This is a genomic window from Pseudomonas sp. UBA2684, from assembly GCA_002354655.1.
GTDB lineage: Bacteria > Pseudomonadota > Gammaproteobacteria > Pseudomonadales > Pseudomonadaceae > Aquipseudomonas.
Genome location: DELY01000046.1, coordinates 7,152 through 21,078, shown reverse-complemented (window position 1 = coordinate 21,078; position 13,927 = coordinate 7,152). Strand labels below are relative to the sequence as shown.

General features: G+C 63.6%; 12 protein-coding genes. 8 read left to right on the top strand and 4 right to left on the bottom strand.

All coding sequences use genetic code 11. The features are described 5' to 3' along the window. Positions 1-34 precede the first annotated feature (34 nt). From B3M58_RS16115 to B3M58_RS16100, 4 genes are all read right to left on the bottom strand, one after another. Positions 35-1,555, bottom strand: a complete 1,521-nt coding sequence (locus B3M58_RS16115; protein ID WP_296220636.1) for a tripartite tricarboxylate transporter permease — start codon at positions 1,553-1,555, stop codon at positions 35-37. A gap of 11 nt (positions 1,556-1,566) precedes the next feature. Beyond that, entirely contained in the window at positions 1,567-2,055 is a 489-nt protein-coding gene (locus tag B3M58_RS16110; protein WP_296220635.1) for a tripartite tricarboxylate transporter TctB family protein, read from the bottom strand. 62 nt (positions 2,056-2,117) lie between these two features. Then, positions 2,118-3,089: a tripartite tricarboxylate transporter substrate binding protein gene (locus B3M58_RS16105; protein WP_296220634.1), complete on the bottom strand. Its 972-nt coding sequence runs from the start codon at positions 3,087-3,089 to the stop codon at positions 2,118-2,120. A 52-nt stretch (positions 3,090-3,141) separates the two neighbouring features. Further along, entirely contained in the window at positions 3,142-4,545 is a 1,404-nt protein-coding gene (locus B3M58_RS16100) for an enolase C-terminal domain-like protein (protein ID WP_296220632.1), read from the bottom strand. Between the two features lie 621 nt (positions 4,546-5,166). Between B3M58_RS16100 and kdgD the strand changes: the two genes are divergently transcribed. The 8 genes from kdgD (at position 5,167) to B3M58_RS16060 (ending at position 13,813) form a co-directional block, all read left to right on the top strand. Beyond that, positions 5,167-6,078 (top strand): 5-dehydro-4-deoxyglucarate dehydratase, encoded by a 912-nt coding sequence (gene kdgD / locus B3M58_RS16095; protein ID WP_296220630.1) that lies wholly within the window; start codon positions 5,167-5,169, stop codon positions 6,076-6,078. A 55-nt stretch (positions 6,079-6,133) separates the two neighbouring features. Then, positions 6,134-7,576 (top strand): aldehyde dehydrogenase family protein, encoded by a 1,443-nt coding sequence (locus B3M58_RS16090; RefSeq protein WP_296220628.1) that lies wholly within the window; start codon positions 6,134-6,136, stop codon positions 7,574-7,576. A 238-nt stretch (positions 7,577-7,814) separates the two neighbouring features. Next, positions 7,815-9,170: a glucarate dehydratase gene (gudD, locus tag B3M58_RS16085; protein WP_296220626.1), complete on the top strand. Its 1,356-nt coding sequence runs from the start codon at positions 7,815-7,817 to the stop codon at positions 9,168-9,170. 252 nt (positions 9,171-9,422) lie between these two features. Beyond that, positions 9,423-10,976 carry a galactarate dehydratase gene (garD, locus tag B3M58_RS16080; RefSeq protein WP_296220625.1) on the top strand — a complete coding sequence of 518 codons (1,554 nt, stop codon included), beginning with the start codon at positions 9,423-9,425 and terminating at the stop codon, positions 10,974-10,976. Between the two features lie 101 nt (positions 10,977-11,077). Continuing rightward, a complete protein-coding gene (locus B3M58_RS16075) occupies positions 11,078-12,016 on the top strand; it encodes a 2-hydroxyacid dehydrogenase (protein ID WP_296220624.1) in 939 nt (312 codons plus the stop codon). 381 nt (positions 12,017-12,397) lie between these two features. Further along, positions 12,398-12,751 (top strand): YciI family protein, encoded by a 354-nt coding sequence (locus B3M58_RS16070; RefSeq protein WP_296220622.1) that lies wholly within the window; start codon positions 12,398-12,400, stop codon positions 12,749-12,751. A 44-nt stretch (positions 12,752-12,795) separates the two neighbouring features. Then, positions 12,796-13,242: a YybH family protein gene (locus B3M58_RS16065; protein ID WP_296220620.1), complete on the top strand. Its 447-nt coding sequence runs from the start codon at positions 12,796-12,798 to the stop codon at positions 13,240-13,242. Between the two features lie 40 nt (positions 13,243-13,282). Then, on the top strand, positions 13,283-13,813 hold the full coding sequence (locus tag B3M58_RS16060) for an SRPBCC family protein (protein WP_296220618.1): 531 nt from the start codon (positions 13,283-13,285) through the stop codon (positions 13,811-13,813). Positions 13,814-13,927: the final 114 nt, after the last annotated feature.

Here is a 13,927-nt window from a genome sequence, read left to right as displayed (position 1 = left end):
ACTGGTTGCCGGCCTGCTCAGGCTGAGGCTGGGCTCAGGTGCGGAGGATTTCATTCATGGGGCTTTTCTTGGTGCGCAGCGAGCTGACGATTTGCCAGATCACGAACGCCAGGGCCAGCCCCAGGAACGACGCCGCGATCGGGTTGCTGAGGAATGCACCGAAGTTGCCATCCGACAGCATCAAACCGCGACGCAGATTGGTTTCCGCCATCGGCCCGAGAATGAAGCCGATGATAAAGGGCGCTGCCGGCATCCCGGCTTTGACGAAGACGTAACCCAGCAGGCCGAAGATCAGGATCGACCAGACGTCGAACAGGCGGCTGGACAGGCCGAAGGCCCCCACCACGCAGAGCACCAGGATGATCGGCAGGAGGATGTGCTTGGGCACGTCGAGCAGCTTGATGAACAGGCGCAGGCCGTAGAACTCCATGAAGAGCATCAGGACGGTGGACACGATCAGTGCCGCGAAGATGGTGTACACCAACGGCGCCTGGCTGATGAACAGCAGCGGCCCGGGCTGGATGCCGTGGATCAGGAAGCCGCCGAGCAGAATCGCGGTGACCGTGTCGCCGGGAATGCCCAGAGTCATCAGCGGCAGCATGGCGCCGCCGATACCGGCGTTGTTGGCCGTCTCACTGGCGACCACGCCGCCAATATTGCCTTTGCCGTAGGTTTCCGGGTTTTTCGCGCGCTTCTTCGAAATGATGTACGCCACCAGGTTCGAGGTGCCGGCGCCGATACCTGGCAGGATGCCAATGGCCAGGCCGATCAGGCCGGAGCGCGAGGCGTTGGGAATCTGCTCGCGAAACTCTTTGAGCGAGAAGCCGAAGCCCTTGATGTTCTTCATGCTCACCGACTGCGCCTTGCCCTGGCTCGCCGTGCGGCCGCGCTCGGCCACCTTGATGATCTCGGCGACAGCGAACATGCCGATCATCACCGTGAGCATGGCGAAACCGCCATTCAGTTCGGTGATGCCGAACGTGAAGCGGCGCACCGCTTCCACGGGCGCGATGCCCACGGTGGAGACCGCGAAGCCCAGGGCACCGGCGAACAGGCCTTTGGCCATGGAGCCGGCGGACAGGGTGGCGATCAGGGTCAGGGAGAACACCGCGATGGCGAAGTATTCATGGGGGCCGAAGCGCAGGGCGACCTTGGCCAGTTGCGGGGCGATGAACATCAATGCCGCGATACTAAAAATGGTGCCCAGGAAGGAGAACACGATGCCGACGCCGAGGGCCTTGACCCCATGGCCTTGCTCCATCAGCGGACCGCCGTCGAATACCGTGGCGATGGAGGAGGGCGTGCCGGGGATTTTCAGCAAAATGGCGGAAATCAGTCCGCCCGAGGTGGCGCCGATAAACAGCGCCACCAGCAGCGACAGACCGGCTTGCGGCCCCATGGTGAACGTCAGCGGTAGGCACAGGGCCACCGCCATGGTCGCCGACAGGCCGGGCACGGCGCCGAAGACAATGCCCACGGCCACGCCGATCACCATCAGCAACAGGATGTTCAACGAAAACACGGCACCGAAGCCTTGCTGCAGTAATTCGAGCATGGTCGATTCTCCTAAAGGCCGAGTAACCCGGATGGCAGCATCAGATCGAAAGCCTCACGGAACAGCAGGTAGATCGTCGCCGAACTGATCAGCGCGATCAGGCCGTAGACGAGGTGGTTGGCCTTCTGCCCGACTGGGGTAAGGACGCAAAACTGCAGGTACAGGTAGACCGCGGTCATGATCGGGAAACCCACCGTTTTCAACAGCGCGATGTAGCCGGTGATCAGCGCCAGGGTCTTGATCACGGTCTTGACGTCGATGCTGCCGAGCGTTGTCTGCGCCTCCTCGTCGAGCCCCTGCTCAGTCGCCTTGGGCGCGGCAAATGCGCTGACCAGTTGTATGGCGCCAAGCAGGCAGAGCATTGCCGAAAGCAGATAGGGCACGAAGGCCACGTCGATGCCGGCATGCCGGGGCAGTTGGCTGGTCATGAGCAGGTAGCCGAGGCCGACGCCAAGCATGGCGACGCCGATCAGCAGTTCCTTTGTATTACGGGTAGCCATCAGGGAACCTCGCGGGATGGACGAAGGCGTAGCCGGCTGTGGTGGGCCGGCTGGTGTTGGCGTTAGTTGGACTGGCGCAGGGCACCTTGGTATTGCATGAAGTCGTCGCGGGTTTTGCTCAGCACGGCAACCGCTTCCTCGCTGCCGTAGTAGGCAACCGGCTGCTTGAAGGATTTCTTCAGCTCATCGGCGTATTCAGGCAGTTCGGTGATCTGCTTCATGATGCCGGCCATCTTCTCGACGATTGCCGGGTCGGTGCCTTTCGGGAAGGCCACTACGTAGGGCTTGTCGATGGTGAAGTCGACGCCTTGCTCTTTGAAGGTCTGCACCTCGCCCAGCAGCGCGTTACGCTCTTGGTTCGGCTGGCCCAGCGCGGCCATCTGCCCGCCGGTGACGTAGTCCTGTACGGAGCCGTAGCTGATCGCACCCAGGTCGATACGGCCGCCCAGCAGCGCAACGACCTTCTCGGAAACGGTGCCGGCATCGACCATTTTCAGCTTCACCCCGGCCAGTTGTTCAAACATCAGGCCCTGGATGTGCGAGAAGCTGCCCATCTCGGTGCCATAGCTGACGCTGTTGGGGTTGGCTTTGGCTTTGTCGATCAGCTGTTGCAGGCTGTTAACCCCCGCATCCTGGCTGGCGACGAAGATGGCGCCCTTGTCCACGCCGGCGATGCAGGCGATGTCGAAGGCCTCGAAGCTGTCTTCGGACAGGCCGGCGACTTCGTTGACGATCAACTGGCCTGTGTGGGTGAACAGGATGGTGTTGCCATCCGGCGCGGCGCCTTTGACCTGCTCGGCGGCCAGGGTGCCACCGCCACCGGCCATATTGGTCACGACCATGTTCTTGCCGGTGATCTGGTTGAAGTACTTGGCCATCATCCGCGCGTTGAAGTCGGTGTCACCGCCGGCGTTGGCGATGACCACCACCTGTACCGGGCGGGTCGGCCAGTTGGGGGCGTCTGCAGCGAGTGCGCTGCCGGCAGTAAAGGTCATCAATGCGGACATCAGAGAAGCACAGAGGGTTTTTTTCATTGTTAAGTCTCCGGTGGTTGGTGGCGTGCGGTGCGGTGAGGGGGTTGATCAATCAAGCCGGCTGGCGACCGAGGCTCGGTTGCTTGGGGTCGTACTGCCAGCCAGGCACCAGGTATTGCATGGCCATGGCGTCGTCGCGGGCAGTGCCGGCAACTTTCTTGTAGAGCTCATGGGCGGCCATGATCCGCTCCAGGTCCGGCTCAATGCCCAGGCCCGGTTTCTGCGGCACCCGAACCTGGCCGTCGACGATCTGCAACGGCTCGCGCGTGAGGCGTTCCTGGCCTTCCTGCCAGATCCAGTGGGTGTCGATGGCGGTGATGCGGCCAGGTGCTGCGGCGGCGGCGTGGGTGAACATGGCCAGGGAAATATCGAAGTGGTTGTTCGAGTGCGAGCCCCAGGTCAGGCCGAACTCTTCACACATCTGCGCCAGGCGCACGGAGCCCTGCATGGTCCAGAAGTGCGGATCAGCCAAGGGGATGTCGACCGCTTCGAGGCGCAATGAATGGCCCATCTGCCGCCAGTCGGTCGCCACCATGTTGGTCGCGGTGGGGATGCCGGTGGCGCGTTTGAATTCGGCCATGATTTCGCGCCCGGAAAAACCGTTCTCCGGGCCGCAGGGGTCTTCGGCATAGGCGAGGACATGGCTTTGACCTGTGCACAGCTCGATGGCTTCGGCCAGGGACCAGGCGCCGTTCGGGTCGAGGGTGACGCGGGCCTCAGGAAAGCGCGCCTTGATTGCGGCGACGGCCTGCATTTCCTCGGCGCCGCTCATCACCCCGCCCTTGAGCTTGAAATCCTTGAAGCCGTAGCGGGCATTGGCTGCTTCGGCCAGGCGTACGATAGCCGCTGGCGTCACGGCTTCCTGGTGGCGCACCTGATACCAGGCATGACTGTCGTTGTGGCCTGGCAGATAAGGCAGGTCCGTGCGGCGGCGGTCACCTATATAGAAGAGGTACGCGAGCATCGGCACGCTGGCGCGCTGCTGGCCGCTGCCGAGCAACTCGGCCACCGGCACCTCGAGGTGCTGGCCAAGCAGGTCGAGGAGGGCGGCCTCCACGGCGGTTATCACGTTATCCAGGCGCAGGTTGATTTCATGGGGCTGTTTGAGCACCGCCGCTTCCGACGCCGAAGTGACCTGATGCACCGTGGCTTGCGGGCCGTCGCCCTGGCGTCCAGCAATGGCCTGGCGCAGGTTATTCAGCGTGCGGTTATAGCGGCCGAGCGGTTGGCCGATGACCAGGCTGCGGGTGCGCGCCAGTGCCTGGCGAATACCTTCGCCGCCTGGCACCTCGCCCATCCCGGTGCGCCCAGCGCTGTCTTTGAGCAGCACCAGGTTGCGCGTGAAGAAGGGCGCGTGGGCACCGCACAGGTTGAGCAGCATGCTGTCGTGGCCCGCCACCGGGATGACCTGCATATCCACTACTGTCGGTGTCGCGGTGTGCGTGTGTTCAGCCATTACGATGTCGCTCCAGTGATGCGGCCGGTGGTCGATTGTGGGTGACGCCGTGCGCTACGCGCCCTTGCCGCTGCATGCATGGCCGTACCTGGCAGAGGGCCGCTTGCGGCAAGCGTGACGGGGGAGAAATGGCGGGGTGCGGGGCGAGTCGTTGCGCATGATCGGCTCAGGCCAGGCGAAAGGCGCGCACCGGCATGAGGGGGCGTCGCCGTGGCGAGGCCGGTGTGCAATGGCGGCAATGTGGCCTGTGATAGCGGGATCATGGCAGGGCCTGCAACGCTGTTTATTGTTATGATTTGTCATACGTTGTCGTACGACTTTTCTCGATTATCGGCAGCCTTTTATCGTGTTGTCAACGCTGGTGTCTGGGTTTCGACGGTGCACCGGCGGTTGTTGAGTGCCGCAATTAAACAGTATGTTTGCCGGCATAGAGCGCGCGTGAAAATCTGAAGGGACCTATTGCCATGGGCGGCGGGGCTGTAAAGGGGCGTTGTTGGGAGTGACCGATGGCATGTGCGGGGCATGAAAAAGATATGGTTTTGTTTTTAGTTGTACGATAACGTAACTCTACAGCTGCGGCTGACGCTTTCCCTCACAACTGCTTTACAGGGTGTTCGCACAATGAATCCACAAGAACTGAAGTCCATCCTCTCTTCCGGTCTGCTGTCTTTCCCCGTGACCGATTTCGATGCTGCCGGCGATTTCCGCGCCGATACCTATGCCCGCCGCCTGGAATGGCTGGCGCCTTACGGTGCGTCGGCGCTGTTCGCCGCCGGTGGTACCGGTGAATTCTTCTCGCTGACTGGCAAAGAGTATTCGGCGGTGATCAAGACCGCCGTCGACACCTGCGCCGGCAGTGTGCCGATCCTCGCGGGCGTCGGTGGGCCGACCCGTCAGGCCATCGAAATGGCGCAGGAAGCCGAGCGCCTGGGGGCCAAAGGCCTGCTGCTGCTGCCGCATTACCTGACCGAAGCCAGCCAGGAAGGCGTCGCGCTGCACGTGGAAGCCGTGTGCAAATCGGTGAACATCGGCGTGGTGGTGTACAACCGCAGCGTCTGCCGCCTGAACGCGGCGCTGCTGGAGCAGGTGGCGGATCGCTGCCCGAACCTGATCGGCTACAAGGACGGCATCGGCGATATCGAGCTGATGGTGTCCATCCGCCGTCGCCTGGGCGATCGCCTGAGCTACCTCGGTGGCCTGCAAACGGCGGAAGTCTACGCCGCGGCTTATAAAGCGCTGGGCGTGCCGGTGTACTCCTCGGCGGTGTTCAACTTCATCCCGAAAACCGCGATGAATTTCTACCACGCCATGGCGCGTGACGATCACGCCACCGTCGGCAAGATCATCGACGAGTTCTTCCTGCCGTACCTGGCCATCCGCAATCGTTGTGCCGGTTATGGCGTCAGCATCATCAAGGCGGGCGCCAAGATTGTTGGGCATGACGCCGGCCCGGTGCGCACCCCGCTGACCGATCTGCTGCCGGAAGAGTACGAAATGCTCGCTGCGCTGATCGAAGCCCAGGGCGCGCAATAACCCCGTCATTTACATAGCGGCGCCTGGCGCGCCGCTTCGCAACAGGAGGCTATTCGTGGCCAATCCACCGCGTTACGACAACTACATCGGCGGCCAATGGGTCGCCGCTGCCCGTTACTCAAGCAACATCAACCCGTCGGATCTGTCCGACTTGGTTGGCGAGTACGCCCAGGCCGATGCCGAGCAGGTCAACCAGGCCATCGATGCCGCCCGTGCCGCGTTCCCGGCCTGGTCGACTTCGGGTATCCAGGCACGCAGCGACGCGCTGGATAAGGTCGGCAGCGAAATCCTCGCCCGTCGTGAGGAACTCGGTGCGCTGCTGGCACGCGAAGAGGGCAAGACCCTGCCCGAAGCCATCGGCGAAGTCGGCCGCGCCGGCAATATCTTCAAGTACTTCGCCGGCGAATGCCTGCGTCAGGCCGGCGAACTGCTGGCCTCGGTGCGTCCTGGCGTCTCGGTGGAAGTCACCCGCGAGCCGCTGGGCGTGATCGGCCTGATCACCCCATGGAACTTCCCCATCGCCATTCCCGCCTGGAAAGTCGCTCCGGCGCTGGCCTACGGCAACTGCGTGGTGCTCAAACCGGCCGATCTGGTGCCGGGCTGCGCCTGGGCGATTGCCGAAATCATCTCCCGTGCGGGCTTCCCGGCCGGGGTGTTCAACCTGGTGATGGGCAGCGGCCGAGTGGTCGGTGAAGCCATCGTGCAGAACACCGAGGTCGATGGCGTCAGCTTTACCGGTTCGGTTGGCGTCGGCCGCAGCATCGCCGCCAGTTGTGTGGCGCGTGGCGCCAAGGTGCAGCTGGAAATGGGCGGCAAGAACCCGCAGGTGATCCTCGATGACGCCGACCTGAAAACCGCTGTCGAGCTGTCGGTGCAGAGCGCCTTCTACTCCACCGGTCAGCGTTGCACCGCCTCCAGCCGCCTGATCGTCACCGCCGGTATCTACGACCAGTTCGTCGCGGCCATGGCCGAGCGGATGAAGTCGATCAAGGTCGGCAATGCTTTGGAAAAAGGCGTGGACATCGGCCCGGTGGTGTCCCAGGCGCAGCTGGAACAGGACCTGCGTTACATCGAGATCGGCAAGCAGGAAGGCGCACGCCTGGTCTGCGGTGGCGAGCGGGTTTCCTGCGCGCAGGACGGCTATTACCTGGCGCCGACGCTGTTTGCCGACAGCACCGCCGCTATGCGCATCAGCCGCGAAGAGATCTTCGGCCCGGTGGCGAATATCGTCAAAGTCGCCGATTACGAGGCGGCACTGGCCATGGCCAATGACACCGAGTTCGGCCTGTCTGCGGGTATCTGCACCACCTCGCTGAAACACGCCAACCACTTCAAACGGCATGCCCAGGCCGGCATGGTCATGGTCAACCTGCCGACGGCCGGGGTCGATTACCATGTGCCGTTCGGCGGCCGCAAAGGCTCGTCCTACGGCAGCCGCGAGCAGGGCAAATACGCCCAGGAGTTCTATACCACGGTGAAAACCACCTATATCGGCTAGTGCCCGCAGGGTGGATCACGCTTCACCGATCCACCCTGGCGTCGTTACGGTGGATGAAAAAACGTCATCCACCCTACGGCTGTAATCGTTTTTTTGTGGGAGGGGCTTTAGCCGCGACAGCTGTTCAGCTGTCGCGGCCTTTCGCGGCTAAAGCCCCTCCCACAACCGCGTGAACGCGCCGACGGCGCGGTGTATTGGCAAACGTTCAGACCCGGATAACAACAACAGGGCAAGAGCTATGAAAACAGAATCCAAGCAAGGCGCCTTTTCAGGTGCCCCGATCATCACCGAGCTACAGGTCGTGCCGGTTGCCGGCCATGACAGCATGCTGCTTAACCTGAGTGGCGCCCACGGCCCATTCTTTACCCGCAACATCCTGATTCTCAAAGACAACGCCGGCCGCATCGGCGTCGGCGAAGTGCCCGGCGGTGAAGCCATCCGCCAGACCCTGGAAGACGCCCGCGCGCTGCTGGTCGGCCAGTCCATCGGCAACTACAACGGCCTGCTCAACCAGGTGCGTCAGGCTTTCGCCGACCGTGACTCGGGCGGCCGTGGCCTACAGACCTTCGACCTGCGTATCACCATTCATGCGGTCACTGCCCTGGAAGCGGCGCTGCTCGACCTGCTCGGTCAGCACCTCGGCGTGCCGGTGGCCGCCCTGCTCGGCGAAGGCCAGCAGCGCGATGCGGTGGAGATGCTTGGCTACCTGTTCTACATCGCCGACAAGGGCAAGACCGACCTCGGCTACCGCGACGAGCGCAACGCCGACGACGCCTGGTTCCGCGTGCGCAACGAGCAGGCGCTGAGCCCGGAAACCATCGTCCGCCAGGCCGAAGCAGCCCATGCGCGCTATGGCTTCAACGACTTCAAACTGAAGGGCGGCGTGCTGCGCGGCGCCGAGGAAGTCGAGGCGATTCGCGCTTTGGCCGAGCGCTTCCCGGAGGCGCGGGTGACCCTCGATCCGAACGGCGGCTGGTCGCTGGCCGAAGCCGTGCACCTGTGCCGTGATCTGCATGGCGTGCTGGCTTATGCCGAAGACCCTTGCGGCGCGGAAAACGGTTATTCCGGCCGCGAGGTGATGGCCGAGTTCCGCCGCGCCACCGGCCTGCCGACCGCGACCAATATGATCGCCACCGACTGGCGGCAGATGGGCCACTGCATCCAGTTGCAGTCGGTCGACATCCCGCTGGCCGACCCGCACTTCTGGACCATGCAGGGTTCGGTGCGCGTGGCGCAGATGTGCAACGAGTGGGGCCTGACCTGGGGCTCGCATTCCAACAACCACTTCGACATTTCCCTGGCGATGTTCACCCACGTGGCCGCCGCCGCGCCGGGCAAAGTCACCGCCATCGACACCCACTGGATCTGGCAGGACGGCCAGTACCTGACCCACAACCCACTGCAGATCGAAGGCGGTTTGGTGCAGGTGCCATCGAGCCCGGGCCTGGGTGTGGAGCTGGATTGGGATGCCCTGGCCAAGGCCCACGAGCTGTACCAAGGCATGGGCCTCGGCGCGCGCAACGACGCGGTGGCCATGCAGTACCTGATCTCCGGCTGGCAGTTCGATAACAAGCGGCCGTGCATGGTGCGCTGAGCGTGGTGGGTTTTAGCCAGCTTTAGTACTGCCAGACTCCAGTGTGGGAGGGGCTTTAGCCGCGACCAAGCTGCAAAGATCAAAAGCATCGCGGCTAAAGCGGATCGCCACCCGGCCCTTCCCACATGATCTGCTGTATGCCGGATCCTGCAGACTACCGCGGAGCCTGTGGGAGGGGCTTTAGCCGCGAACAAATGCCTTGCCGTTCAATCAACAAGAGCGGGGTCTATAACCCGCAGCAAAGGTGACACCGTGGAGCTGATTCAACACCAAGATTCGCCGCGCTATATCCGCCTCAACCCGGCCGACAATGTCGCCGTGGTGGTCAACGATCAGGGCGTCGCCGCCGGCAGTCGTTTTCCCGACGGCCTGGAAGCCCTTGAAGGCATCCCGCAAAGCCATAAGGTGGCGCTGGTCGATATCGCCCAGGGTGCCATGGTGGTGCGTTACGGGCAGATTATCGGCTACGCCTTGCAGGCCATCGCACGCGGTAGCTGGGTCAAGGAAACCTTGTTGCAGATGCCGTCCGCCCCCGCGCTGGACAGCCTGCCGATGGCCAATGCGGTGCCGGCCGCTTTGCCGGCGCTGGAGGGTTACACCTTTGAGGGCTACCGCAATGCCGACGGCACCGTGGGTACGCGCAATATCCTTGGCATCAGCACCACGGTGCAGTGCGTCACCGGTGTGCTCGATCACGCGGTGGCGCGCATCCGCAGCGAGCTGCTGCCCAAGTACCCGCATGTCGATGGCGTGGTGGCGCTGACCCATAGCTACGGCTGCGGCGTGGCGATTACCGCGAAGGACGCCTATATCCCGATCCGCACCGTGCGCAACCTGGCGCGCAATCCCAACCTGGGTGGCGAGGCGCTGGTGATCGGCCTTGGCTGCGAGAAATTGCAGGCCGAGCAGGTGATGCACGAGGGGGATGCCTCGGTGGACCTGCGCGAGCCCTGGCTGTATCGCTTGCAGGAATCGCAAAGCGGCTTTGGCGAAATGATCGAACAGATCATGGCCATGGCTGACGCGCGTTTGCAGAAGTTGAACCAGCGCCGCCGCGAGACGGTGCCGGCCTCCGAGCTGATTCTCGGCATGCAGTGCGGCGGCAGCGATGCGTTTTCCGGTATCACCGCCAACCCGGCCCTGGGTTTCGCCTCGGACCTGCTGATCCGCGCCGGCGCCACGGTGATGTTCTCGGAAAACACCGAGGTGCGCGACGCCATCTATATGCTCACCGCCCGCGCCGAAACCCCCGAAGTGGCCGATGCCCTGGTGCGCGAGATGGACTGGTACGACCGCTACCTGGCCAAGGGCGAGGCCGACCGCAGCGCCAACACCACGCCGGGCAACAAGAAGGGCGGGCTGTCGAATATCGTCGAAAAATCCCTGGGCTCCATCGTCAAATCCGGCAGCAGCGCGATCAACGCAGTGGTCGGCCCTGGCGAGCGGGTCTCGCGCAAGGGCCTGATCTACTGCGCCACGCCGGCCAGCGATTTTGTCTGCGGCACCCTGCAACTGGCCGCCGGGATGAACCTGCACGTGTTCACCACCGGGCGTGGCACGCCCTACGGCCTGGCCATGGCGCCGGTGGTCAAAGTGGCCACGCGTACCGAACTGGCCGAGCGCTGGCCGGACCTGATCGATATCGATGCCGGGCGCATTGCCACCGGCCGGGCGAGCATCGAGGAGCTCGGCTGGCAGCTGTTCCACTATTACCTGGACGTGGCCAGCGGCCGCCAGCAGACCTGGGCCGAACGGCACCAGCTGCACAACGACATTGTGCTGTTCAACCCGGCACCGATTACCTGAGGGAGGCATTCCGCGCTAAAGGCCCCGCCTACCGTGGCAGGGGCTTTAGCCGCGACTCCACCGAACGGAACATCGCCACCCGTCATTGATCGAGGATTGCCATGAGCCGCCCGCACATTCTGCAAATCGGCCCGCTGACCGCACGTTTCAACGCCAACCTGGCTGCCCGTTACGCGGTCACGCCGCTCTGGCTGCAAGCCGACCCGCAGGCTTTTCTGCGTGAGCAGGGCGAGCAGTTCGAGTTGCTGGTCTCTTCGGCGCGTTTTGGTTGCAGCGTTGAGCAGCTGGCATGCCTGCCAAACCTGCGGGCGATCTGCAGCTTCGGCGTGGGCTACGATCCCTATCCGCTGGAGTTGTTGCGTGAACGCGGTATCGCGGTCAGCACCACCCCGGATGTGCTCAACGAGTGCGTCGCCGATCTGGCCATGGGCCTGATCATCGACACGGCGCGGCGCCTGTCCGAGGGCGACCGCTTCGTGCGCGCCGGGAGCTGGCCGAGTGCGGCGTTTCCGCTGGCGCGCAAGGTCAGCGGCAAGCGCCTGGGTATCGTCGGCCTCGGGCGCATCGGCGCGGCCGTGGTGCAGCGCGCCAGCGGCTTCGCCATGGCCGTGCGTTACCACAACCGCACGCCGCTCGCCGATTGCCCGCATGGTTACGAGGCGAGCCTGGTCGAACTGGCACGCTGGGCGGATTTTCTCGTGCTGACCTGTCCGGGCGGCGCCGCCACCCAGCAGCTGATCGGCCGCGAGGTGCTCGAAGCCCTGGGCCCGGACGGCATCCTGATCAACGTCGCGCGTGGTTCGGTGGTCGACGAGCCCGCGCTGATCGCCGCCCTGCGCAGCGGCGCCCTCGGTGGCGCCGGGCTGGATGTATATGCGGCCGAACCCCAGGTACCGCTGGCCCTGCGCGAGCTGAATAACGTGGTGCTGTTGCCGCACATCGGCAGCGGCAGTGAAGAAACCCGCTTGCAGATGGAAGCGCTGTTGCTGGCCAATTTGCAGGCGTTTGTCGAACAAGGCGAACTGCTCACCCCGCTCTGAGCCGCGCCACCGTATAGGCGTTCCAGCGCTCGCTGGTGCGCTTATCCGCCGCCATGGGCCACAAGCTCCGCGGCGTCTCTCCTTAAAGCTTTACCGGGCGCCACAAGCGCCCCTTTTTTCGTTCGATCGCTTCCCATCCTTATGCCAAAGGCTTTTCCGCAGTAGAGCAGCGTTAAGTCCGACAGGCGCCTAGACCACAAATGGTGGACAAGGCGGCGCCATGTCCACCCTACGTACCCGTAGTTCACCTGCCATTGCTACGCGGTCGCCCGCAGCGGTCTATAACTCAATCGAAAATTTTTTCGCGGGCTTGTCGAATTCGGCGTTGGCCGCGCGACTACTCAGTACCCACGGTGACGACTGCTGTTTTTGGAGGACGCTATGAAATACCTATGCCTGGTCTACAGCGACGAGCATGCCCTGCACCACTCGCCGGACAGCCCGCGTGACGAGGAGTGCCACGCCTATGCCGCGTCGCTGGCCGCCAGCGGCCGAATGGTCGCCGGGGAAGCCCTGCAACCGATACGCACCGCCACCACCGTGCGCCTGCGCGGCGGTCAGCTGTCGATCACCGACGGCCCGTTCGCCGAAACCAAGGAACAGCTCGCCGGCTTCTACCTGATCGATGCCCGCGACCTCAACGAAGCCATCCAGATCGCCGGGAAAATTCCGCCGGCGCGGGTGGGCTCCATCGAAGTGCGGCCGGTGCGCGAGCTGGACGTGCCGAGCGCCTGATACCCGACAGCCAGTTGGAACCCAACGACAAACAGGAGAACGCCATGAACACCACCATTGCCACGGCAGCACAACAGGCACCGTTGCAGCGCGTGCTGGACAGCTGGGTGCAAGCCTCGCGGGACAAGGACGTCGAGCGCATCGTCAGCCACTACGCCGAAGATATCGTCGCCTACGACGCGATTGGCCCGCTGCGTTTCCAGGGTCGCGAAGCCTACAAGGCGCACTGGCAGTTCTGCATGTCGATGTGCGCGGGGCCAAGTTTGTTCGAGATCCACCAGCCGACCTTCCTGCTCAGTGGCGAGCTGGGCGTGGTGCATTACCTGTTTCACTGCGGCGGCAGCAATGAGCAAGGCGAGCTGCAAAGCTCGTGGATGCGCGTGACCCAGTGCTTGCAGAAGCTCGGCGGGCAGTGGCTGATCGTCCACGAGCACTTCTCCGCGCCGTTCGAGATGGACAGCGGCAAGGCGCTGTTCGACCTCAAACCCTGATCCGACCGGTTAACGCAACCACTCAACAGGAGTGCGCCGCATGCTCAGTTTGATCTTGATCGGCCTGGTGCTGATCGTCGTCGCCGTGCTGCTGATCGCTCGGCAGCCGGACAGCTTTCGCGTCGAGCGCTCGCTCCAGGTGGCGGCGCCGGTCGATGTGCTATTCGCCCAGGTCAACGACCTGCACAACTGGGAGCAATGGTCGCCTTGGGCCAAGCGTGATCCGCAGATGCTCAAGGTTTACGAGGGGCCGCCCGCGGGCGTCGGTGCGCTCTATCGGTGGGCCGGCAACAAAGAGGTCGGCGAGGGCAGCCTGAGCATCGTCGACAGCCAGGCGCATGAGCAGATCCGCTTTCAGTTGACGTTCCTCAGACCCTTCAAGGCCAACAACGACGTGCTGTTTCGTTTTATCGCCGAAGGCGCCGATACGCGGGTGAGCTGGAGCATGAGCGGGCGCAACACCTTCATCAGCAAGGCCGTGCACCTGGTGATGGACATGGACACGTTATGCGGCGGCGATTTCGAGCGGGGGTTGGCGCAACTCAAGGCCGTGGCGGAAGCTCGGCCCTGATTCCGCGTCGCAAAAAAGCCCCGCCGGTTGTGCCCGCGGGGCTTTTTCATGGCTCTGTGTTGCAGGAGGCGCCGCGCTGTTGTGGGCGCGGATTTATCCGCGAAAATCTTTGAA